The organism is Bradyrhizobium acaciae (genome assembly GCF_020889785.1).
In the GTDB taxonomy this organism is placed as follows: Bacteria; Pseudomonadota; Alphaproteobacteria; order Rhizobiales; family Xanthobacteraceae; genus Bradyrhizobium; species Bradyrhizobium acaciae.
On record NZ_JACMYK010000125.1, the window covers coordinates 1 to 20794 of the forward strand.

The 20794-nt window shown below is 64.9% G+C and carries 21 protein-coding genes; 11 read left to right on the forward strand and 10 right to left on the reverse strand.

All coding sequences use genetic code 11. The features are described from left to right. The 3 genes from H8A92_RS31735 to H8A92_RS31745 all read right to left on the reverse strand — a co-directional run. Positions 1–453: ABC transporter permease (locus tag H8A92_RS31735; RefSeq protein WP_229199368.1), on the reverse strand; the 453-nt coding region annotated here is incomplete at its 3' end. Next, a complete protein-coding gene (locus tag H8A92_RS31740; protein ID WP_229199369.1) occupies positions 450–1511 on the reverse strand; it encodes an HlyD family secretion protein in 1062 nt (353 codons plus the stop codon). The genes H8A92_RS31735 and H8A92_RS31740, both read right to left, overlap by 4 nt. A 54-nt stretch (positions 1512–1565) precedes the next feature. Then, positions 1566–1838: a hypothetical protein gene (locus tag H8A92_RS31745; RefSeq protein ID WP_229199370.1), complete on the reverse strand. Its 273-nt coding sequence runs from the start codon at positions 1836–1838 to the stop codon at positions 1566–1568. Between the two features lie 58 nt (positions 1839–1896). Between H8A92_RS31745 and H8A92_RS31750 the strand changes: the two genes are divergently transcribed. Both H8A92_RS31750 and H8A92_RS31755 read left to right on the forward strand, forming a co-directional pair. Continuing rightward, a complete protein-coding gene (locus H8A92_RS31750; protein WP_229199371.1) occupies positions 1897–2184 on the forward strand; it encodes a hypothetical protein in 288 nt (95 codons plus the stop codon). A 120-nt stretch (positions 2185–2304) separates the two neighbouring features. After that, on the forward strand, positions 2305–2457 hold the full coding sequence (locus H8A92_RS31755) for a hypothetical protein (RefSeq protein WP_165446035.1): 153 nt from the start codon (positions 2305–2307) through the stop codon (positions 2455–2457). Positions 2458–2697: 240 nt separating this feature from the next. On the opposite strand, the gene H8A92_RS31760 is transcribed toward H8A92_RS31755, so the two are convergent. The 3 genes from H8A92_RS31760 to H8A92_RS31770 all read right to left on the reverse strand — a co-directional run bounded on the left by H8A92_RS31760 (position 2698) and on the right by H8A92_RS31770 (position 6642). After that, complete coding sequence (locus H8A92_RS31760; RefSeq protein WP_229199372.1) at positions 2698–3912, reverse strand: ABC transporter substrate-binding protein; 1215 nt, start codon at positions 3910–3912, stop codon at positions 2698–2700. A 272-nt stretch (positions 3913–4184) separates the two neighbouring features. Further along, positions 4185–5753, reverse strand: coding sequence for a DUF4403 family protein (locus H8A92_RS31765; RefSeq protein WP_229199373.1), 1569 nt, complete (start codon positions 5751–5753; stop codon positions 4185–4187). 199 nt (positions 5754–5952) lie between these two features. Next, the gene (locus tag H8A92_RS31770; protein WP_229199374.1) at positions 5953–6642 is read right to left on the reverse strand and encodes a L,D-transpeptidase; all 690 of its coding nucleotides are present in this window, start codon (positions 6640–6642) and stop codon (positions 5953–5955) included. 250 nt (positions 6643–6892) lie between these two features. Between H8A92_RS31770 and H8A92_RS31775 the strand changes: the two genes are divergently transcribed. Further along, positions 6893–8113 (forward strand): acyltransferase family protein, encoded by a 1221-nt coding sequence (locus H8A92_RS31775; RefSeq protein ID WP_229199375.1) that lies wholly within the window; start codon positions 6893–6895, stop codon positions 8111–8113. Between the two features lie 25 nt (positions 8114–8138). Here the strand turns inward: H8A92_RS31775 and H8A92_RS31780 are convergent, their stop codons facing one another. Both H8A92_RS31780 and H8A92_RS31785 read right to left on the reverse strand, forming a co-directional pair. Then, on the reverse strand, positions 8139–8921 hold the full coding sequence (locus H8A92_RS31780; protein ID WP_229199376.1) for a sulfite exporter TauE/SafE family protein: 783 nt from the start codon (positions 8919–8921) through the stop codon (positions 8139–8141). Positions 8922–9033: 112 nt separating this feature from the next. After that, entirely contained in the window at positions 9034–10416 is a 1383-nt protein-coding gene (locus H8A92_RS31785) for a TAXI family TRAP transporter solute-binding subunit (RefSeq protein ID WP_229199377.1), read from the reverse strand. A 138-nt stretch (positions 10417–10554) separates the two neighbouring features. Here H8A92_RS31785 and H8A92_RS31790 point away from each other — a divergent pair, with 138 nt between their 5' ends. The 3 genes from H8A92_RS31790 (at position 10555) to H8A92_RS31800 (ending at position 13204) form a co-directional block, all read left to right on the forward strand. Then, positions 10555–11610: a glycosyltransferase family 4 protein gene (locus tag H8A92_RS31790; RefSeq protein ID WP_229199378.1), complete on the forward strand. Its 1056-nt coding sequence runs from the start codon at positions 10555–10557 to the stop codon at positions 11608–11610. A gap of 33 nt (positions 11611–11643) precedes the next feature. Continuing rightward, a complete protein-coding gene (locus H8A92_RS31795) occupies positions 11644–12333 on the forward strand; it encodes a class I SAM-dependent methyltransferase (RefSeq protein ID WP_163160825.1) in 690 nt (229 codons plus the stop codon). A gap of 253 nt (positions 12334–12586) precedes the next feature. Further along, on the forward strand, positions 12587–13204 hold the full coding sequence (locus tag H8A92_RS31800) for a hypothetical protein (RefSeq protein ID WP_229199379.1): 618 nt from the start codon (positions 12587–12589) through the stop codon (positions 13202–13204). A gap of 277 nt (positions 13205–13481) precedes the next feature. On the opposite strand, the gene H8A92_RS31805 is transcribed toward H8A92_RS31800, so the two are convergent. Further along, positions 13482–15146, reverse strand: a complete 1665-nt coding sequence (locus H8A92_RS31805; protein WP_229199380.1) for an aminotransferase class III-fold pyridoxal phosphate-dependent enzyme — start codon at positions 15144–15146, stop codon at positions 13482–13484. A gap of 34 nt (positions 15147–15180) precedes the next feature. Here H8A92_RS31805 and asd point away from each other — a divergent pair, with 34 nt between their 5' ends. Both asd and H8A92_RS41240 read left to right on the forward strand, forming a co-directional pair. Beyond that, positions 15181–16050 carry an archaetidylserine decarboxylase gene (gene asd / locus H8A92_RS31810; protein ID WP_229199386.1) on the forward strand — a complete coding sequence of 290 codons (870 nt, stop codon included), beginning with the start codon at positions 15181–15183 and terminating at the stop codon, positions 16048–16050. 122 nt (positions 16051–16172) lie between these two features. After that, positions 16173–16964 (forward strand): NUDIX hydrolase, encoded by a 792-nt coding sequence (locus H8A92_RS41240; protein WP_229199381.1) that lies wholly within the window; start codon positions 16173–16175, stop codon positions 16962–16964. Here the strand turns inward: H8A92_RS41240 and H8A92_RS31820 are convergent, their stop codons facing one another. Continuing rightward, positions 16965–18782 carry a winged helix-turn-helix domain-containing protein gene (locus tag H8A92_RS31820; protein WP_229199382.1) on the reverse strand — a complete coding sequence of 606 codons (1818 nt, stop codon included), beginning with the start codon at positions 18780–18782 and terminating at the stop codon, positions 16965–16967. A 100-nt stretch (positions 18783–18882) separates the two neighbouring features. Here H8A92_RS31820 and H8A92_RS31825 point away from each other — a divergent pair, with 100 nt between their 5' ends. The 3 genes from H8A92_RS31825 to H8A92_RS31835 all read left to right on the forward strand — a co-directional run bounded on the left by H8A92_RS31825 (position 18883) and on the right by H8A92_RS31835 (position 20654). Then, positions 18883–19242, forward strand: a complete 360-nt coding sequence (locus tag H8A92_RS31825; RefSeq protein ID WP_229199383.1) for a nickel-binding protein — start codon at positions 18883–18885, stop codon at positions 19240–19242. Between the two features lie 16 nt (positions 19243–19258). Beyond that, on the forward strand, positions 19259–19720 hold the full coding sequence (locus H8A92_RS31830) for a hypothetical protein (RefSeq protein WP_229199384.1): 462 nt from the start codon (positions 19259–19261) through the stop codon (positions 19718–19720). 106 nt (positions 19721–19826) lie between these two features. Continuing rightward, positions 19827–20654: a class I SAM-dependent methyltransferase gene (locus H8A92_RS31835; protein ID WP_229199385.1), complete on the forward strand. Its 828-nt coding sequence runs from the start codon at positions 19827–19829 to the stop codon at positions 20652–20654. Positions 20655–20794: the final 140 nt, after the last annotated feature.

The window sequence follows — 20794 nt, forward strand, 5'->3', positions numbered from 1 at the left end:
CGCTTTCGCCGCGGCGGACAGCGCATCGTTCAGGCCCGACGAGGCGATGCCGGCCGCGGTCAGGAATTGCTGATTGTAGAAGCCGACTACCTGCGGGCGGCGATCGGCCGTCAGGTCGCGCTCGAAATTCGGCGGGATGAAGATCGCCGAAATCGCCTTGCCGGACCGGATGTCCTGCACGGCTGATGACAGCGAGCCGGAGTCGTCGACGATTCTCAGGCTCGGGGACGCCGCGACATGCTGCGTCAGCGCGCGCGAGGTATCCGACTTGTCGCTGTCGACGATGGTGACGCCGAGGCCCCGGATCACCGGTTGGCTGAACACGGTGGTGAGCACCACGAAGGCAAACAGCGGCACGCCGAAGATCAGCAGCAATGCGACGCGGTCGCGGAACAGCCACCGGCACTCGCGCTGTGCGACCAGCCAGAAGCCGGGCTTCGTCGCCAACCTCATTGACGCGACCGCCAGTCGAGATAGGCGCTCATGCCCGGCCGCAGTTCGGGCACCGGCTGGACCGGATAGGCGCGGATCGAGAATGTCCGCAGGTCGAAATCGCCGGTGGCACGGGTGGCCCGCCAGCTCGCATATTCGCCCTTGGTTGCGATCAGCTTGACCTCGACCGTGACATGGCGGTCGTCGAGCGCGGGGATACGGACCTCGAACTTGTCGCCGACCTTCAGGCCCTTCACCAGATCCTCGCGCAGATCGAAGTGGATCCACAGATCGCCGAGATTGATCAGCGTCACCAGCGGCACGCCCGGCGACACGAACTCGCCCGGCTCGACGTTGCGCTGGTAGACCTGTGCGGCGACGGGAGCGTAAACCGCGAGCTGATCGATGACCGACTGGACACTCTGGATGTCCGCTTCGGCCTTCTCGACATTCGCCTTGGCGATCGCGCGTTCTTCCTTGGTGTAGCCGTTGACCGCCTGCTCGTAGGCCGATTTCGCCTGATCGAGCCCGCGCTCGGCCTCGTGCAGCGCATCGGTGGTCTGATCGAGGCGGGCCTGCGGCGCGTTGCCTTGCTCGGTCAACGTCTTGGCGCGATCGAAGGTCTTTTGCGCCAGCACCTGTGCGGCTTCGGCGCGCTGCATCTCCGCCTTGCGTGCGGCAATGGTCTCCACCCGCGTGCCAACCATGACATTGGCGAGCTGCGCATCCGCAACGGCCTTCGCCGCCCGCATCTGGTCTTGTTTGGCCAGCGTTTCCGGGTTGTCGATGCTCACCAGCACGGCGCCTGCGGGAACGTTCTGACCGCGCTCGACCGGGATCTCCTTGACCCGTCCGTCGACGCGCGCGGCGATATCGAGCCGCGTTGCGTCGACCTCGCCCTGCACGAGCAGCGGCTCGGGCCGCAGCAGATAGTAGACAGACAGCGCAACGATGACGGCCGCAACGACGCCGACAATGATGGCCGGCGTGCGCGTTGCAGCGTGCGCATTCTCCTGGCGCGTTGCTGGTGGCGGCTGCGGCGTGCTTTGGCTCTCGCTACCAGAAGGTGACACGTCCATAGCCGACCCCACATTCGCGCATGACCAGGATAGTCATTCACTATGGCGTGGATGTTAAATCCTGCCAACCTCGACCGCTTGTCCGATCTTGCTCGAATTTGACCGGTTCGAAAGCAGGCGCATCGCGGCGCTGCGATCGCGTTTCAATGTTTCAGATCGATCTGCGCTTGCGATCGGCAGCACCGGCTGACGCGGCGCTCGCGCCGCGCGGACAGACCGGCCTTGCCGGCCGCGCATGGCGCCGCCGGTCACACGGATATTTGAAGCAGGGCGCCCGAATAAATCGCATCCGATTAAATCGGGATACTTGAAGACCGGTCGTTCCATGCCTTTATCAGGCGCGAACGAATTAATTGCATGCGATCTAAATCGCGGGAGCGTTACCATGACCACCAGGATTTCCCACCTCGCAAGGACGTTCAAAGCCATCGCGCTGACAGCAGTGCTGTCGGCTATCGCGGCGACGGCGGCCTCGGCCCAGGCCGCGATCTCGGAGCCCGCCGCCTACCAGGCGCTCTATCCCTATCGCGACGTGCTCAATAACGGTGCGCCGACGCCTGCGGCCAGGCTGGTGCTGCTACCGCCCGCGGTGCTGCAGCGGCTTCAGGCCCAGGAGAGCGGTATCGGCATCGGCCAGGTGCCGCGCCACGGTTCGCATCGCGCCGGGCGCTGAAGCTGCCGTCCAGATGCGGATCGCGCGTCTGTGATTGAATGATGAGTGTCATTCCATTGACGTCCGGTTCGCACCGACTACGTCGAAATACAGGACTTTCCCTTCTGACGGAGACGTTCCATGACCAAGCAGATCGACGACCTCTCGAGGCATTATCGCTATGAGCTCGTGCACGGCGACCATGCCGATTTCATCGCCTATCAACGCAATCTGGGCGATGGCGTCTGGCAGACCTATTCGACCTGGATGATCCCGGGCGCGAACGGTGACTAAAGCATGATCCGGAAAAGTGCGAAGCGGTTTTCCGAAAAGATCATGCTCAAACAAACAGCTAAAGCGCGATGACGATTCGACCTCTTCTCATCGCGCCTTAGGCGCGATCTCGGCTGACGCGGCGGTGGCCGAAGCCTGTCGCGCAAAGAAAAACGCGCCCGGTGCAGCCGGGCGCGTTTTCTTTTCCACCGTCATCGGGCGCGGGCTGGGGCGATCGGAACGCCCGCAGCGGCGTGTTCGTCAGTTCGACTTCACCAGCGGGCAGCCGCCCTTGTCGAGCGGACGGAAGGCTTCGTCGCCGGGTACGGTTGCGATCAGCTTGTAGAGGTCCCATTCGCCCTTGGATTCCTCGGACTTCTTGGTCTCGAACAGATACATGTCGTGAACCATGCGGCCGTCGATCCGGATATGGCCGTTCTTGGCGAAGAAGTCGTTGATCGGCGTCTTGCGCATCTGCTCCATCACCTTCGGCGCCTCGTCGGTACCGATCGCGTCGATCGCCTTCAGGTAATGCATGGTCGCCGAATAGAGGCCGGCTTGGATCATGGTCGGCATGTGGCCGACCTTCTCGTTGAAGCGCTTCGAGAAGGCGCGGGTCTCGTCGTTCATGTCCCAGTAGAACGCGTCGGTGACGATCAGGCCCTGCGTCGCCTTCAGGCCCAGCGCATGGGTGTCGGTGATTTCCATCAGCAGCGCGATCAACTTCTGGCCGCCCTGGGTCAGGCCGAACTCCGCGGCCTGCTTCAGCGCGGTGGTGGTGTCGCCGCCGGCATTCGCCAGCGCCACGACCTTGGCCTTCGAGGCCTGCGCCTGCAGCAGGAAGGACGAGAAGTCCGACGAGTTGAGCGGATGGCGTACGTCGCCGAGCACCTTGCCGCCGGTCTCCTTGACGACGTTGGCGGCGTCGCGCTCCAGCGCCATGCCGAAGGCGTAGTCGGCGGTGACGAAGAACCAGGTGTCTTCGCCGCGCTTGACCATCGCCTTGCCGGCGACGTTCGACAGCGCGTAGGTGTCGTAGGTCCAGTGCACGGTGTTGGGCGAGCAGGCGGTGCCGGTGATGTCGGAGGAGCCGCCGCCGGAATTGATGTGGATCTTGTTCTTCTCGCGCGTCAGCGCCGAGATCGGCAGCGCGACCGACGAGGTCGGCACGTCGAGGATCGCATCGACCTTCTCGTTGTCGTACCAGTTGCGCGCGATGCTGACGCCAACGTCGGGCTTGTTCTGATGATCGGCCACGACGACTTGCACCGGCTTGCCCTTCACCTTGGCGCCGTAGTCTGCGACCGCCATTTCGACCGCTGCAACCGAGCCCTTGCCGGTGGCGTCCGCATAGAGGCTCGACATATCGGTGAGAACGCCGATCTTGACGACGTCATCGGAGATCTGGGCGTGAGCCGCGGTGCCGGAGGCCGCAAGCGCGAGGCCGGCCGCTGCTGCGGCCAAGAGCGATTTCATCGTGTTTGTCTCCCTGACTTTTCGTTGGTTGCTTCCACCGGGCACCTTCTATCCGGTGCGGCAACCTGTCGCAAAGACGACTTTTTGGGCATATGACGGCGGCCGCTGTTCGATCAGCGGAATGCCGCTTTACCTCGCCCCGCTTGCGGGGAGAGGTCGGATTGCGAAGCAATCCGGGTGAGGGGGTACAGGTCCTTCCGATCCGTACCGCCTGGTGGAGAGAGCCCCTCATCCCGACCCTCTCCCCGCGAAGGGCGGGAAGAGGGAGAAGACTACAGCGCGGGCAGCGCGGTGACGGCGGCCTTGATGGTGCCGTCGGTTTCCACGATCACCCGGAGCGTCTTCGAATCGAACGCGATGCCGGCAAGGCGGATGCTGTTGACCTCGGCGTCGACGCGGATGCCTTCCTCGTTCTTCTGCAGGTCGGCGATCGCGGTGGCGATCTTGCGCTCCGCGTTGGTCGCGAATGGCTTCAGGTCGACGACCATCCGGTCTGCGAGCGCCTGCTGCATGTGCGGGATCGCCGCCCGCGCGGCGGCGCCGAGCAGGCCGAACGCCGCCTCGGACTCGACCGCCAGCTCGACGTCGGCGAGCCGCAGCGTCTGCGCCGCCTGGTCGAGCCGCGGCCGGCCCCAGATGTGCACGGTCGCCTCGGCGCCGAAGCCGAAGAAGCTCTTCTTCTCCTTGGCGTGCACCAACAGCGAGATCAGAAGCCGGTCACCGGAGGTGGCGATGCTCGCACTCTTGACGGTGACGTCGACCGGGCCGGAGCCGTCCTCGGGGAAGGTCTTGCCCTTCAGCTGCGCCTCGACGAGCTGCGTCAGCGTGGTGAACGACAGGTCGACCGGCAGGCCGATCGCGACCTGACTCGGCATCGGCGGCACGATCGAGAGCTTGTCGGGGAACGGGCAGTTCGGGGTGGTCTGCGTCTCGGTGATCCGCGTCTCGGCCTCGATCCCCATCGTCAGCATCATCGAGGACGCATCGACTTTCGGCTGCGCGGCGATCGCGCGGGTCGGTCGCAGCTCGAGCCACATCGGCGGCATCGACGAGGTGCCGCCGGTGCCCTGCAGCGGCATCGAGCGGCAGGCCTTGGTCCATTGCGCGCGGGCGTTGTTCTGGAACACCGGATCGTTGCGCAATCGCGCCTCGACCGCGGAGATCTGATCGGCGGCCGCCTTGTCGATGACCGGCTTGACCTGGGCCGGCACGCTGATGCGGACGCCGGCGGCCGACAGGCTGGTGTCGCCGAGATTGACCTGCGCCTGCAGGTTCGGCTCGATCCGCCAGGACGCGCCGAGCTTCGGCCGCGCGGTCAGGGTGACGTTGCCCTTGATGTCGGCATTGGCGTTGACGTTCTTGATGTTCACCGCGCCGATCTGCTTGGCGACATTGCCGCCGAGCAGGCTGCCGAGTGCGTTGGTGACCGCGCCGGTCGCCTTGTCCGACAGCGAGCCGGTGACCTTGAGCGTGCCGTTGATCGGGGTCGTCAGCGTCAGCACGTCCTGCGCGCCGGTGGCCGCGATCGGACCGCGTGACGCGGTCCAGCCGATGTCGGCATTTTGCAGGATCTGCTGGACCGGGTTGTCGGCCTTGCCGCCGAAGGTCTTCGGCGCACCGCGTTCGGCGGCGTCGCGGATCGCCGACAGCGCGACCGAGACCTGCGCCACGACCGTCGAGGAACGCGGCGCCTGCGGCAGCGGCGGCAGCTCTGCGAGCTGCGGCTTCTGCACGGTGGCGCTCGGCGCAAGCCAGTCCATGGCCTTGAGGCTGATCGCGAACGAGACCAGGACCACGGTGATGCCGAGCGCGATTGTTCTTGGATGCATCGGTAGACGCATCATTCCCCCGGATGAAAATCAACTTTGACGGCTTGTACAGGCCTCCCGACGAGGGCGCCAGTGTGGCGGGATCAAGCTGCTTCGGGGGCGGAAGCGGCGATCACCTGTAAGTTAACGATCTCGACGTTAACGATTATGAACGCGACAACGGCCCCGGCGTGATTGCCGGAGCCGTCGTCGATGTCTGGATATGCCGGGCCTAGCGGACGGCGGAGCCGAGGTCGGCGCGGCGGTCGGTCATCGGCAGCACGATCACCTTGGTGCCGACGTTGACCCGTGAATAGAGGTCGCTGACGTCCTCATTGGTGAGGCGCAGGCAGCCCGAGGACACGCGGGTGCCGATCGTCTCCGGCGCGTTGGTGCCGTGGATGCGGTAGATGGTGCCGCCGAGATACATGGCGCGGGCACCGAGCGGATTGCCGGGGCCGCCGGCCATCTGGCGCGGCAGATAGGGCTGGCGGGCGATCATTTCCGGCGGGGGCGTCCAATCCGGCCACTCCGCCTTCTTGGTGATGGTCTGGGTGCCCGACCAGGTGAAGCCGTCGCGGCCGACGCCGATGCCGTAGCGCATGGCCTGGCCATTGCCGAGCACGAGATAGAGATAGGTGTGCGGCGTATCGATGATGATGGTGCCGGGCGCCTCGCGCGTCGGATAGGCGACGACCTGGCGGCGCAGGCGGGCAGGCAATTCAACGGAACGGTCTTCCTCCTGCGCCTGCGGCATCGACTGCACCCGCGGCTGCACGGCCTCGGTCGGCGGTGTCAGGATAAAGGGGAACATCGGCAGCGGCGCGGCCGCGGCGGAGTTCGCGAAAGCGACTGATCCAATCGCCAGCGCACCGAAGGCGGCGGCAACGAGACGTGCGTTCAGCTTGATGGAATTGAACATTGTCGACCCCTGTTATTTGCGCCCTGCGCGCCAGTCCCGGCGCGTCGTTGGGTCAAACCAGTACAGGTGAGGCGTTTCAGGACGTTTGCACGAAGTCGCCAAAATGGTTTCGTGCCGTTAGGGATTTGTTTCGTCGGTGTTTCGTCGCACGGTTAAGGGCGCGTTGCCGGGGAGGTTGTACCGCATCAGGACATCTATCCTGGCACGAGGCTTGCTGTCCAAAGGCGTGGTTCGGAATGGAGCGGAAATCATGCCAGCGCCTTCGATCGGGAGCATGCTGGATCGGCAGAAGGGCTTCGGTCCCGGGTTCGATTTCATCCGTGTTGCGCTCGCGATCGCCGTGGTCGCGGGGCATACGCCCTACGTTGCGACTGGTAGCGGCACCTCCGATCAGGCGTGGATCATCTGGTTTCCGCAGTTTGCGATCCTGGTGATGTTCTTCGCACTGAGCGGATTTCTGATCGCCGCGAGCGGGTTGCGGCTCAGCGTTAAGGAATTTCTGATCAATCGCGGCTTGCGGATCATTCCGGCACTCGCGGTCGAGATCGTGCTGTCGGCGCTGATCCTCGGGCCGATCTTCACGACGCTGCCGCTCGCCGACTATTTCACCAGCGCCGGCACCTGGAAATACTTCACGAACGTCGTCGGCCTGGTGAACTACACGCTGCCGGGCGTGTTCACCGGAAATCCCGCGCCGGAGGTCAACAGTTCGCTCTGGACCGTGCCGTTCGAATATGGCTGCTACGCTGTGATGGCGCTCATCATGGCGTTCGGGCTGCTGCGCAGACCGGCGCTGATCGTGCTCGGCGTTGTCACTCTGGTCGGCATCGGCTTTGCCGTGCAGATCACCGGGCATGCCGCCGGTCCGTCGCAACTCCCGCCCGGCGTTGCGGGCACGATGTACGACAAGATCTTCAGCACGGCGCTGTTTCTCGGTCGTGGCGCGAAATTGCCGGTCGCCTGCCTGCTCGCAATCGCAGTCTACCTCTACCGCGACCGTATTCCCTATGACGGGCGCATTCTCGCCGCCTGCTGTGCGCTCTGCCTCGGCGCCGCACTGCTTGGGCCGGCGGCCTGGATCACCCAGCCCGTCCTCAATGCCGTCGTCGCTCCGGCGCTGGTCTACATCACCGTGTTCCTCGGCGTCTCCAAGCTGCCGAAGCTGCCGCTGTTTTCGAAGGGCGACTACTCCTACGGCATCTACCTGTATGGCTTTCCGATGCAGCAGGTGGTGAAGGTGTGGCTGCCGAATGCGTCGCTGATCGTGCAGTTCGCCGTCGCGCTGGTGCTGATCACGGCGTTTGCGGCATTCTCCTGGCACTGGATCGAGAAGCCGGTCTTGAAGCTGCGCCGCCATTTCTCCTTCGTGGCGCGCCGGCGGCTCGAGCCGGACGAGATGGTCAAACCGCTCGAGGGGATCGGGCCGCTAGCCGTCACCGTGAGCGGCAGCCGGAGCGCGCGATCTTCCTGACGAGAAGCAACTACGCCGGCGGCGCTCAAAGGTGAATGTATCCGGCCAGTCCGTCCCACAGCAGCTTCGCCGCGGTGACGACGAGAATGGCGTAGCAGGTGCGGTACAGCGCGCGCTGGTCGAGGCGCTCGTGCAGCCGCCATCCGGCCCAGACGCCGACCGGCACGGCCGGCACGCAAAGCGCCATCAATATCCACAGGCTTCGCGACGGCGTGGCGAGCACGAGCCACGGACCGGCCTTCAGGAGATTGCCGACCGTGAAGAACAGGCTGGTGGTGCCGGCATAGAGCGCCTTCGACATGCCGAGCGGCAACAGGTAGATCGCAAGCGGCGGCCCGCCCGAATGCGCCACCATCGTGGTGACGCCAGATGAGAGGCCGGCGAAGGTCGCCTTGATCGTCGAGCGCGGTCGCGGCTTGATCTCGCCGCCGCCGATGAACCACAGCGCGGCGAATACCAGCGTCACCACGCCCATCACGATCTCGACCGCATGCCGGTCGAGATCGCGCAGCACGAAATAGCCGAGGCCGATGCCGACGACGAGCGCGGGCAGCAGCATCGCGAGGTCGGTGCGCGACCAGGTATCGGGCTTCCAGAACCGCAGCGCCGTGATGTCCATGACGACGAACAGCGGCGCCAGCAGGGCGCCGGCCGCAATCGGGTCCATCGCCAGCGAGAGCAGCGGAATGCCGACGATGGCGAAGCCGCCGCCGAACGCGCCCTTCATGAAGGCGATCAGGAAGACTGCGGCCAATGCGACCGCGAGTACGAACGGCGCGGGCATGTCAGCGATGATGGACGTGGTCATAATGTCGTGCGGAGCGTTGTGGTCGTGCTGATATGGCCACGCGCGCATGCACGCGCAATCCAAACATTGCTCTCGGTACACATTGCTCTCGGTGCAATCGGCGTGCGCGCGCCTAGCCGGCCCGTATCCTCGGCAGGCCCGGCCTGTCGCCGTTGATCACGGCGCGGCGGTCGGAGACGGCGTGATGGAATTGCTCGAGCGTCAGCCCGATCGCCGAGAGATCGCCTTCCTCGATCGCGCCGTCGTCGTAGCAATCGAGCGCCTCGCGCAGCAGCGCGTCCGCGTCGTCCTGCATTGCGGCGAGTTCCTCCGCCGTCTCGGCGCCGCGCACCCGCGCGATCAGCTTCAGCAGATTGTCGCGATGGGTGATGTACTGCTCGCGCTCGTCGCGCTTCGCGTAGTGGCGCAGCCAGGCGCCCGCCGAGCCGAGGCCGGAGACCAGCAGGATGCCGCCCCAGATGTAGTCGGAGTATTTTTCGAGGAAGGTGCGCTCGGTACCGTCGATATAGGCGGCCGCGCCCTGATGCGCCGGCAGCGCGGCATCCTTGTCGGTGTCAGGCTTCTCGATCTTGGCGGCGGCCGGCAGGTCGCGCGCGACCTGGAGCCGCTGCGTGAACAATTGCCGATCGAGCGCACCGACGGTCGATTCCGCCAGTGCATGCTGCGCGATGATGAGGTGATTGACCCCGACGGTCTCGACCTTGTCCTCGGGCCGCGCCGGCGATGACGAGAAGATGCTGCCGGCGATTTCTTCGGACTCGTAGCGCGGATGCTTCTGCGCGATCGCTTCGGAGACATCGATGGGAAGGAATTTCGGCTCGCCGCGTGCAGCCGCCGTTGCTGTGATCGCTTCCGCCGTCACCTTGCTGTCGAGCGGGCCGACGGTCATGTAGGCGTCGAGCGAAGGATCGCGCGCGAGGTCGGCGATCTGGCTGAGCTTGAACTGGCTGATCGCGACCTTATCGGGGTTGACCCCGGACTCGGTCAGGATCACTCGCAGCAGCGTGACGTTGTCCTGAGTGCTGCCGACCACGCCGACCTTGTGGCCGACGAGATCACCGAGGCTCTTGATCCTGGCTGGCCGCCGCTTGCCCTTCGCAGCCGAGGGCGTCCACAGCACCACGACATTCTTGCGCAGGATCGCAACCGACTCGGCGCTCGCGGGCAGATTGAGATCGCCGCGCACCACCGCGAGGTCGACCTTGTTCGCGGTGAACAGCGCGATGCTTTCGGCGGAGCCTTGCGTCGTGACCGGCTTCAGCCGCACCGAGTTGCCGCTGTGCGCAAACGCCTGCGCGAAGCCCTGGATGAGCTTGACGTCCTCGCTGCCGGTCGGCCCGACGGCGATCGAGAGCGTCACCGGGCGCAGTCCGTAGAACAGCACGCCGGCGGCGAGACCGAACACGAGCATGCCGGCCGCGAGGATCAGGAACGACGAGTTTCGCCGTTTGAGCCTGCGGCGCGCGGTGCCGGAATTTTCAGTCTGCTCTGACATCTGATTGTCACGTTACACGAAAAACCGGCGGTTTGCCCTGAAAAACAACCTAACATTTCGATGACGTCATACGTTTGAAACATCCATGTCAGAACGTCGTGCGAGCAGAATCAAGATTAACGATTTGGATCTCCTGCAATGCGCATACTCGTTGCGACCGATGCCTGGCATCCGCAAGTCAACGGCGTGGTCCGGACGCTGACGTCGCTCGCGCGCAGCGCCGAGACGCTTGGCGCCGAGATCGAATTCCTCACCCCCGACGGTTTCCGTTCGGTCGGCGTGCCGACCTATCCGGGCCTGCGGATGGCGCTGCCGAACCGCCGCGAGATCGCGCGCCGGATCGAGGAGGCCGCGCCCGAGGCGATCCACATCGCGACCGAAGGACCGATCGGCTGGGCGGTGCGCGGCTATTGCCAGCGGAACAAGCTCGCCTTCACCACATCCTATACGACGCGCTTCCCGGAATATGTTTCGGTGCGCACCGGCATTCCCGACAGCGTCGGCTACGCCGTGCTGCGTCACTTCCATGCGGCCGGGTCGATGACGATGGTTGCGACCGACTCGCTGCGCTCCGAGCTTGCCGAGCGCGGCTTCCGCCGGCTCGGCTTCTGGACCCGCGGCGTCGACACCAAAATCTTCAATCCGGACCAGCCGGCGCTGCTCGATCTGCCGCGGCCGATCTTCATGACCATGGGCCGCGTCGCCGTGGAGAAGAATCTCGACGCCTTCCTGTCGCTGGATCTGCCGGGCTCCAAGGTCGTGGTCGGCGACGGTCCGCAGCGGGCGGCGTTGGAGCAGAAGTATCCCGACGCGATTTTCCTCGGCGAGAAGAAGGGGCAGGATTTGACTTCGCATCTCGCTGCCGCCGACGTCTTCGTGTTTCCGAGCCTGACCGACACGTTCGGCGTCGTGCAGCTCGAGGCGCTGGCCTGCGGTACGCCGGTCGCGGCGTTCCCGGTGACCGGCCCGAAGGACGTGATCGCGGATCATCCGATCGGCGCGATCGACAACGATCTGCGCTCCGCCTGCCTGCGCGCGCTGAACATGTCGCGCGCGGACTGCCGCAATTTCGCGTTGGAGCGTTCCTGGGAAAACAGTGCGCGTCAGTTCATCGGCAATCTGGCCACGTTGCAGCCGAGCCGCGCGCCGCGGCCCGCGCGCCGCGTCGCCGGCCGCAGTGCGGTTCCGAATTAACAGCTCAATCGAACGAAAGACGAGAGACTATCAATGGCTGAAATCATCAAGCTGGGCGCTGACCGTTCCATGGACTTCGACCGCGAAACGGTCGAGCAGGCCTATGACCGCTGGGCGCCGATCTACGACCTCGTGTTCGGCGGCGTTTTCAGCAAGGGCCGGCAGGCTGCGATCCAGGCCACCAACAAGATCGGCGGCCGCGTGCTCGAGGTCGGCGTCGGCACCGGCATCTCGCTGCCCCTCTACGGCCAAAATGTCCGCATCTTCGGCACCGATATCTCCGAGGCGATGCTGGAGAAGGCCAAAAAGCGTGTCGCCGAGCAGGGCCTGAAGAATGTCGAGGGTCTCGCGGTGATGGATGCGGAGAAGCTCGAATTCCCCGACAATTCGTTCGACGTCGTGATGGCACAGTACGTGCTGTCGGCGGTGCCGAACCCGGAAGCCGCGATGGACGAGTTCGCGCGCGTGGTGAAGCCCGGCGGCGAATTGATCATCCTGACCCGCGTCAGCGCCGATGCCGGTGTGCGCCGCTTCATCGAGCAGACGCTGCAGCCGGTGGTGCGCCCGCTCGGGTTCCGGACCGCCGAATTCGCCTGGTCGCGCTACACCAAGTGGCTGGCCGGCGCAGGCGGCATGGAGCTCGCGGAACGCCGCCTGATCCCGCCGCTCGGCCATTTCTCGCTGGTCCGTTTCCGCAAGGCGGATGTGGCCAAGGCCGCCTGAGGAGGCTGCCTGACTAGGCCAAGCCAGGCGGCTCTGCCGGCCGGTTCTCCCGGGTGAGGTCGCGCGCAGCGCGCTCCAACCGGGAGGCTACGATCTCCTCCGCCTCATCCCCATGAACTTTCCGGGATGAGGCGAGACCCTGCTCCGGTTGCGTCAAGGCGTCGCTCCGCATTGTCATATGTCATTATGATGATGTCACACGCGATACATCGAATCCCTGTAAATCCTGTCCCGAAAGATGTTGGGGGAACCAATGATCAAGAACTTCCTGCAAGAGCTGCGTACCCAGCGTTGGGATGACCATCGCTTCTACCATCATAGCCGGATCAACCAGAGCCTGCACTTCGTCAGCGCGCTGAGCTTCTTGTTCGCCTATGTGATGCTGTTCTTCGATCCGGTCGTATCGGCGCTGGTCGGCTGGCTGGTCTCGATGACCTCGCGCCAGGCCGGTCACTTCTTCTTCGAGCCGAAGGGATATGACCACGTCAACCAGGCGACCCACGAGCACAAGGAAGACATCAAGGTCGGCTACAATCTGCAGCGCAAGGTCGTGCTGATGGCGATCTGGGCGCTCTCGCCGATGGTGCTGTACTTCGATCCGACCCTGTTCGGCCTGTTCAAGCCCTGGGTCACGACGGTCGACTTCGCCCGTCAGGTTGCGAAGATCTGGCTCGTGGTCGGTATCGGCGGCTTGCTGTTCCGCACCATCCACCTGTTCTTCATCCGCGACGTCGAGACCGGCCTCGTCTGGATGACCAAGATCATCACCGATCCCTTCAACGACCTGAAGCTTTATCACAAGGCGCCGCTGTTCCTGATGAAGGGCGAACTGATCGATCCGGGTCTCGAGAAGCACGTCAAGCACGCCTGATCGTTGCTCCCAGCGTCTGCAAACTTGCGTCATGCCCGGGCTTGTCCCGGGCATCACCGTTCTTAGAGCTACGGCGGATAATCACTTGTTGAGCGCTATTGACCGCGCGCGCCCTTCACCTCGCCCCGCTTGCGGGGAGAGGTCGGATCGCGTCAGCGATCCGGGTGAGGGGGGCTCACCGCGAGTCTGTCTGTTACCGATTCTGTGGATGCAGCCCCTCACCCCGACCCTCTCCCCGCAAGAGCGGGGCGAGGGGGCAGAGGGACCGCGCGCTAACTCAGCGCCCAAGCCTCACAGCGACCATCTCCTTCAGGATTTGCCGCTTGATGTTCTTGTTGGTGAGGCCGTCCTTGTGCCACCACCAGCCGTCGCGCTTCATCTTCTCGGACGCGGCGACGAAGCGATCGGCAACCTCCGCGAAATCGGCGTCGGTGTAGTTCAGGGTGAAGATCAGGCGGCCGGTGCCGACCCAGCTCAGCGCCAGCCCCTCGGCGCGCAGATAGTATTGCAGCATCCAGTTGTAGCGGGACGGCTCGGTGTAATAGACGGTCCAGATCGACGAGATGTTGCCGACGCGAACCGGCAGGCCTGCGGCCGTGAGACGGTCGTTGAGCGCCTTGGCGCGGCCGTTCCAGGTCTCGTCGAGCCCGTTGTAGATCGAGCGGAAGTTCGGGCTGGCGAGCCGGCTCAGGAACTCGTCCATCGCCGTCATCACATAGGGATGCGAGTTGAAGGTGCCGCGGGCGAAGCAGATGTCGGCCGGACGGTCGTCGCGGAATCGCCGCATCAGGTCCTTGCGGCCGCACACCACCCCGATCGGCAGTCCGCCGGCCAGGCTCTTGCCGTAGGTTGCCATGTCGGCCTTGACGCCGAAATATTCCTGGGCGCCGCCGGCGGCGAGGCGGAAGCCGACGAACACCTCGTCGAAGATCAGCACGATGCCGCGCTCGGTGCAGACCTCGCGCAGCCTCTTCAGCCATTCGGTATAGGCGGCGCGGTCGTATTTCGAGGAGCGCGACGAATCGACCAGCGCGGAATCGCCGGGCGCGTTGGAATTCGGATGCAGCGCCTGCAACGGATTGACCAGCACGCAGGCGATGTCCTTGCGGGTGCGCAGCACGTGCAGCGTCTTCTCCGACATGTCGGCGAGTGTGTAGGTCTCGTGCGGCGACACCGGATTGCCGACGCCGGGCTGCACCTCGCCCCACCAGCCGTGATAGCTGCCGGCGAAGCGCACCAGATGGGTCCGCTTGGTGTGGTAGCGCGCGAGCCGCACCGCCTGCATCACCGCTTCGGTGCCGGACATGTGGAACGAGACCTCGTCGAGGCCGGAAAGCTCGCACAGCCGCTTCACATTGTCGGCGATGATCGGATGGTAGGGGCCGAGCACGGGACCGAGCGCCTGCGCGCGCTTTTCGCCCTCGGCGATGCACTCCTTGTAGAAGTCGTTGCCGAAGATGTTGACGCCGTAGGAGCCGGTCAGGTCGTAGGACACATTGCCGTCGACGTCGGTCACGGTGACGCCGCTCGAGGCCTGCACGAAGGCCGAGGTGCCGAGATGCTCGCGCACCAGGCGGCTGTACTGGAACGGCACCCGGTAGGTTTCGGTGAATTGCAGATCAGAGATCCGCTCGGTGACCTCGGCAGTGAGCGCGCGGCCCTTCGGGTAGCGGTCCTGGTAGAGCCCGGCGAGGCGGAAGAAGCCGTCCTGCCGCTGCATCGCGACGTCCTTCGGCGCTCCGTCGGAGCAGAAGAACGCGTCGATGTCGAATTCGTAGTGCGGCACCATGCGCGCGACCATCTTGGACATCTTGGAATGTCCGGTCAGCGAGCGGTGCTTGGCCCGCGACAGCGCGAGGCGGGCCTGAATTTTGGGGAAAGCTGCAGCGGCGCCGGCAAGCGCGGCGGCGGACAGCGAAAGAATCGGAAGGGATGTTTCCATGACAGAAGCGCTAGCCTCGGCACCTAACAGATTCATGACAGTCAAGGGCCTGATCGCGGCATTCACCCAGCAGGAAGACCTCAATTTCCTGCTCACCAACCGGATTCCGCGGGCGGCGCTGACCCGCTTCATGGGCTGGTTCTCCAAGGTCGAGAACCCCCTGGTGCGCGACGCCTCGATCGCCTGCTGGAAACTGTTCTCCGACCTCGATCTGTCGGAGGCGAGGAAGACCGAGTTCAAGAGTTTGCACGATTGCTTTACCCGCGAGCTGAAGCCCGGCCTGCGTCCGGCCGCAGCCGATCCCGCCATCATCGCGAGCCCGTCGGATGCGATCATCGGCGCGCATGGGCGGATCGAGGACGGGCAATTGTTCCAGGTCAAGGGTGCGCCCTATTCGCTGCTCGATCTGCTCGGCGATCCCGCGCTGGTCGAGCAGCACCGGAACGGCCGCTTCGTCACGCTGCGGCTGACCTCGAGCATGTATCACCGCTTCCACGCGCCGTATGACCTTGCGATCGACAAGGTGACGTTCATTCATGGCGACGTCTGGAACGTCAACCCGATCGCACTGAAGCGGATCGAGCGGTTGTTCTGCAAGAACGAGCGCGCGGTGCTGCGCGCGAAGCTCCCGAGCGGGGAGGCGCTGACGCTGGTGCCGGTGGCGGCGATTCTGGTCGCAAGCCTCCGCCTGCATTTCCTCGACATCACGCTGAACGCGCAGTCGCGCGGCCCGGTGGATTTCCCCTGTGACGTACATGTGAAGAAGGGCGATGAACTCGGCTGGTTCGAGCACGGCTCGACCATCATCGTGCTGGCGCCCGACAATTTCGAGTTCTGCGACAATATTGCGGAGGGAGCGCGGATCAAATGCGGCGAACCGTTGCTGCGCAAGCCCTCAATCTGATCTCGCGTGTCCATCGGCTCATTGTTTGAGCATGAAAGCGGTTTCCACTTCCCCCGATCATGCTTTAGAATGTCCGCGATCGTCGTGCGACGATCCTAAATCGCAAACTTGATGGACACGAGATGGCGCGGACGCCTGTTCTGGCGGCGGGGGGCATTGTGCTGCGGCGGGAGACACCGCCGCGCTTTGCCGTCGTGCGCCTGCGCAAGCGCAATGAATGGGTGCTGCCGAAGGGCAAGCTCGACGACGGCGAGACCGCGCGCGATGCCGCCGAGCGCGAGGTGCTGGAGGAAACCGGCCACGACGTCGAGGTGCACGAATTCCTCGGCACGCTGGTCTATGATTCAGGCGGCCGATCGAAGGTGGTGCATTACTGGCGCATGGATGCCGGCGGCAAGCCGGTGCGCGCGTTGATGAGCGACATCAGGGAAGTCGACTGGCTACCGCTCGATGCGGCGCTCGAACGGCTGTCGCGCAGCTATGAGCGCACGTTTCTGGAGAATGTCGGCCCGATCGCGTTGCAGGCCGCTGCGAACGCCGAGCGCGAGCGGCGCGCGCAGTTGCGGGTTCAGGCCGCGGAGCGACGGCGCAGCCGCGCAGCGATGGCGCCACCGGTCATCGAGGATCAGGAGGTCGCCAGCGCGCCTGACTTCGCTGAAGTGCCGGTGCCGACGGAGACACCAGCGATCGAGCCGGTGGCGCGGAGCGAACCCGATACGCCAGCCATGGTGCCGGAACACGCCGTTGCAGACGTTGGCGAAGTAGCCGAGGCGGAGCAGGTCGCGGAGGCAGTTGCATCCGAAGCGCCGCCGTCATCCGCGTGCGAAATCGCGCCGCCTGCTGCGACCGTTCTGCCCACGCCGAGGAAGAACCTGATCGAACGCGTGCGCGACTGGCTGCGCCGCGCGGCCTGATCACCGGCCCATGCCTTGACGTCGCACCGCCGGCTGCCAGCCATCGATGTCATGCTGCAAGGCGAGGCAGTCGGCGCGGAGCCTGGGCGAGCCCAGTTCGCGTGCCACGAGCTGGGCCGCATGCACCTCGGCCATGGCGCCGCGTATGTCGCCATGCTCCAGCTGGAGGCGGGCGATCTGGAGCCTCAGCCGCACGATCTGGACCCGCCCGTCGATGCTCGACCAGAGCTGGCGGGCGAGGTGCAGATGCCGCATCGCGGCCTCGTGATCCTGCCGGGACAGAGCGAGCGTCGCTTGCGCTTCATTGGTGAGCGCGCGGATCGAGGGCATCGGCCAACGATCCGGACTTCCCGAAAGCTCGCAGATCAAAGCCTTGGCCCGGCCGGCCCGATGCGTGCGAGCCGCGACCAGTGCCAGGTGCGCGAGCAGGATTCCCCGGCGCTGCAATGTCCACCAGGACTTGCCGATCAAGCTCCGCTCGAGGCTCGCATAGGCGGCTTCCGCTTCGCCTCTTGCGAGCAGCAACATGGCGCGGCCCGGCTCCGGGCACCAACCCATGGTGTAAGCCCTGTCGTAGGCTTCGAGCGCGGCGTCGTCATTGCCGATCGCCGACAGAATGTCGCCGAGCACCCGATTGGCATCGCCCATCGACCATGGCGCATCGCTGGTCAGGCGCGCGAGCGCGTCCTGGATGCGAGCCAGCGCTTCGTCGAGCGAGCCCCTGATGCCGAGCACCTCGGAGCGATGCAACTGGCATGAACCCGTCAGCTCCATGCCGCTGCCCGAACAGAAATTCTGATAGCTCCGGGTCCACTGGTCGGCCCGTGCCCAATCTCCGAACATCCGGGCCGCCCAGAGAATGTTGCAGTAGAGGCTGCCGCCCATGATCGGGTCGAGGTTGTTGCTGGACAGCGCGACCGCGGCGGCATGGTCCTGATCGGCCAGTCCTCCATGCGTATCGCCGAGGCACAGCCGGTAGAAGCCGCGATAGGCGAGGCTCAGCGCCTCGACGTTGACCGCATCCTTGAACTTGACGGCAGAGTAGGCTGCGTCGGCCAGCGCGAGTGCCTGTTCCGGCTCGCCATCGAAGGCGGCCAGTTTCGACTTCATCCATAACAGCAGGGCCGTCGTCGGAGCATCGTCGAGCCTCGAGGCCCAATCTTCCGCGCGCGCGAGCCAGCCCTTTCCGATCGCGGCCTGACCGCTCTCGAAATGTAGGCCCGAGAGCGCGATCGCGTCGACCGCTGCCCCGGCAGCGTCGCCTGTCGTGCTCCTTGCGGCGACCGCACGAACCAGAATCGGGATGGCAGCCGCGGCTCTGCCGAGGCATTGCAGCGCAAGCGCCCAATCGTGCAGGTCTTCGGCGCTGAGCCGGCCGTCTGCGTCGGCGCTTTCAAACAGGGTTGCCGCCTGCAGCCACAATTGTCCGGCGGATGCGCGCCGGGCAAGACCAATTGCTCCGATTGCACCGACGGCGCCATCGGCCTGCCTCAGGCCGACGCGTTCCGGCTGCCTGATCTCGGAATCGAGGAAGAACCGATATCCCTTGCCGGGCAGATTGCGGATCGCTCCGTCCATGCCACCCTTGCGCAGCGCGGCGCGCAACGAACTCACTGCACGCTGCAGCGAGTTGTCGGTGACCGTGACATCCGGCCAGACGGCATCGAGCAACTCTTCCTTGGAGATGACCCGATCGCGGTGGTGGACAAGGTAGACCAGCAGATCGAACACACGCGGCTGCAAAGCGATTTCTTGCCGCGCGCACAGCAGTACGCGTCCAGCTTCATCAAGCTCGAACAGTCCAAACGAGATTGCCATGTGTATGTGTTCGGCGCCGGCGGAAAAGGTTCAGGCAAAGATCAGACAATGATCAGCCCGCGGTAAGGACAGTTGGCGCGGGCGGCGTCTATAGCTGAGCATGGCCGCGATCACCGCAGCCTGCCGTTCAACCGTCGCAACCGAGGAGATCTCGATGGAACTCTATGTCATTCGCCGTCCGAGCGCGTGGGCAAACATGGGCGAGCTGGAACTCGCCGGCGCAACCTCCGCCAGGATCGGCGACGAGCAGATGCCGGACCGCGTCCGCTGGATCCGCAGCTATGTGGTGCATGAGGCAGATGGTCGCATTGGTACTTTCTGCATCTACGAGGCGCGCGACGGCGACTCGATCCGGGAGCACGCGCGCTGCGTCGGCATGCCGGGCGAGGAATTCTACAAGGTCGCGGCCACCGTGGTGGTGCGCGGCGATCCCGTCCAACCGCCCATTGCAGCCGAGTGACGCCCGCGGGCGTCGCATGGCGCATTCGGGCCAATCGATGATCCCGGGGCGCCATCTCAATTCGATCAAGGAAACGATGATGTCGATTTCATTCATGGAGTATTTGTCCAATCCGGCGCGAAGGCATTTTTCCATTCTGCTCTTGCGCATCCGCCGGATCGTCAATCAGTCGGTCGCAGGGATGCTCGCACGGCGTGAGCGGCACGCCAGCCGCTTGATGCCGCGCGAGAGCCGGCGGTCGAAGGGTGCCGACATCCGCTGCTCCCGGCCGATCATTCGAAGCGCAGTGCTCGGGCTCGTGATCGCAGGCTTGTCTTCACCTGTGTTCACCAGGGCGGAAGGGCCCGTCGTTCAGGAGTATCGTGCAGTAGCGCAACGGGCCGTTTGGCCTCAGCGCAAGCACGGCTGCAGGCAGCGTTCGGATTGGAACATCGTTGCCGCATCTCGCATCCCGGCCCTGCTCGACCGTCGCAGCTAGCTCGCAGCACATTGAAGTAATTGCACGCCTATTAGCGCAACCGCGGAGTTGCTGCGGGGCAAGTGGCCTCGCAGTCAGCCGCACCACATATTCAAAGGAGCTTCACATGAACGTGCAGACCGAAATGCCCACCGTCGATCTCGCCGCCGTCAAGGCACGTCAGCAAGCTACCTGGAGCTCGGGCGACTACGCGATCGTCGGCACCACGCTTCAGATCGTCGGCGAAACGCTCTGCGAGGCCGTCGACCTGCGCAGCAATCAAATGGTGCTCGACGTCGCCGCTGGCAACGGCAATGCGACGCTGGCTGCGGCGCGGCGCTTTGCCGACGTGGTCTCGACCGATTACGTCGGAGCCCTGCTCGAGCGCGGCCGCGAGCGGGCGGCCGCGGAGCGTCTGTCCGTGACGTTCCAGGAAGCGGATGCGGAGAAGCTGCCGTTTGCCGACGCGAGCTTCGACGTCGTGCTGTCGACATTCGGCGTCATGTTCACCGCCGACCAGCAGCAGGCGGCGAATGAACTGCGCCGCGTCTGCCGCATCGGCGGCAAGATCGGCCTTGCGAACTGGACGCCGGAGGGGTTCATCGGCCAGGTCTTCAAGACCATCGGAAAATATGTGCCGCCGGCGCCGGGCGTGAAATCTCCCGCGCTGTGGGGCACCGAAGCGCATCTCGCGGCCCTGTTCGGCCCGCAGGCCGCGGTTGCTGCCACGCGCAGGCACTTCAATTTCCGCTACCGGTCGCGCGAGCACTTCCTCGAGATCTTCCGCACCTATTACGGTCCGGTGCTGAAGGCCTTCGGCGCGATCGACACGGTCAAGCAGCAATTGCTCACGGCCGACATGTTCCGCCTGATGGACCAGTTCAATGTCGCGAAGGATGGCACGCTGGTCATCCCCAGCGAATATCTGGAAGCCGTGATCACCAGGCAGCGCTGATCTGCCGTTCGCAGTTCGGAAAGTGGCGCCGGCGTTTGACGCCGGTGCCACCTCGCGCGTTACTGGCGCTTGTTCTTGGGCGGCGGCTTTGCGGCGCGCGGCGGCGGAGCGCGCCGTTGCTGGAAGCCGGGACGCGCCTG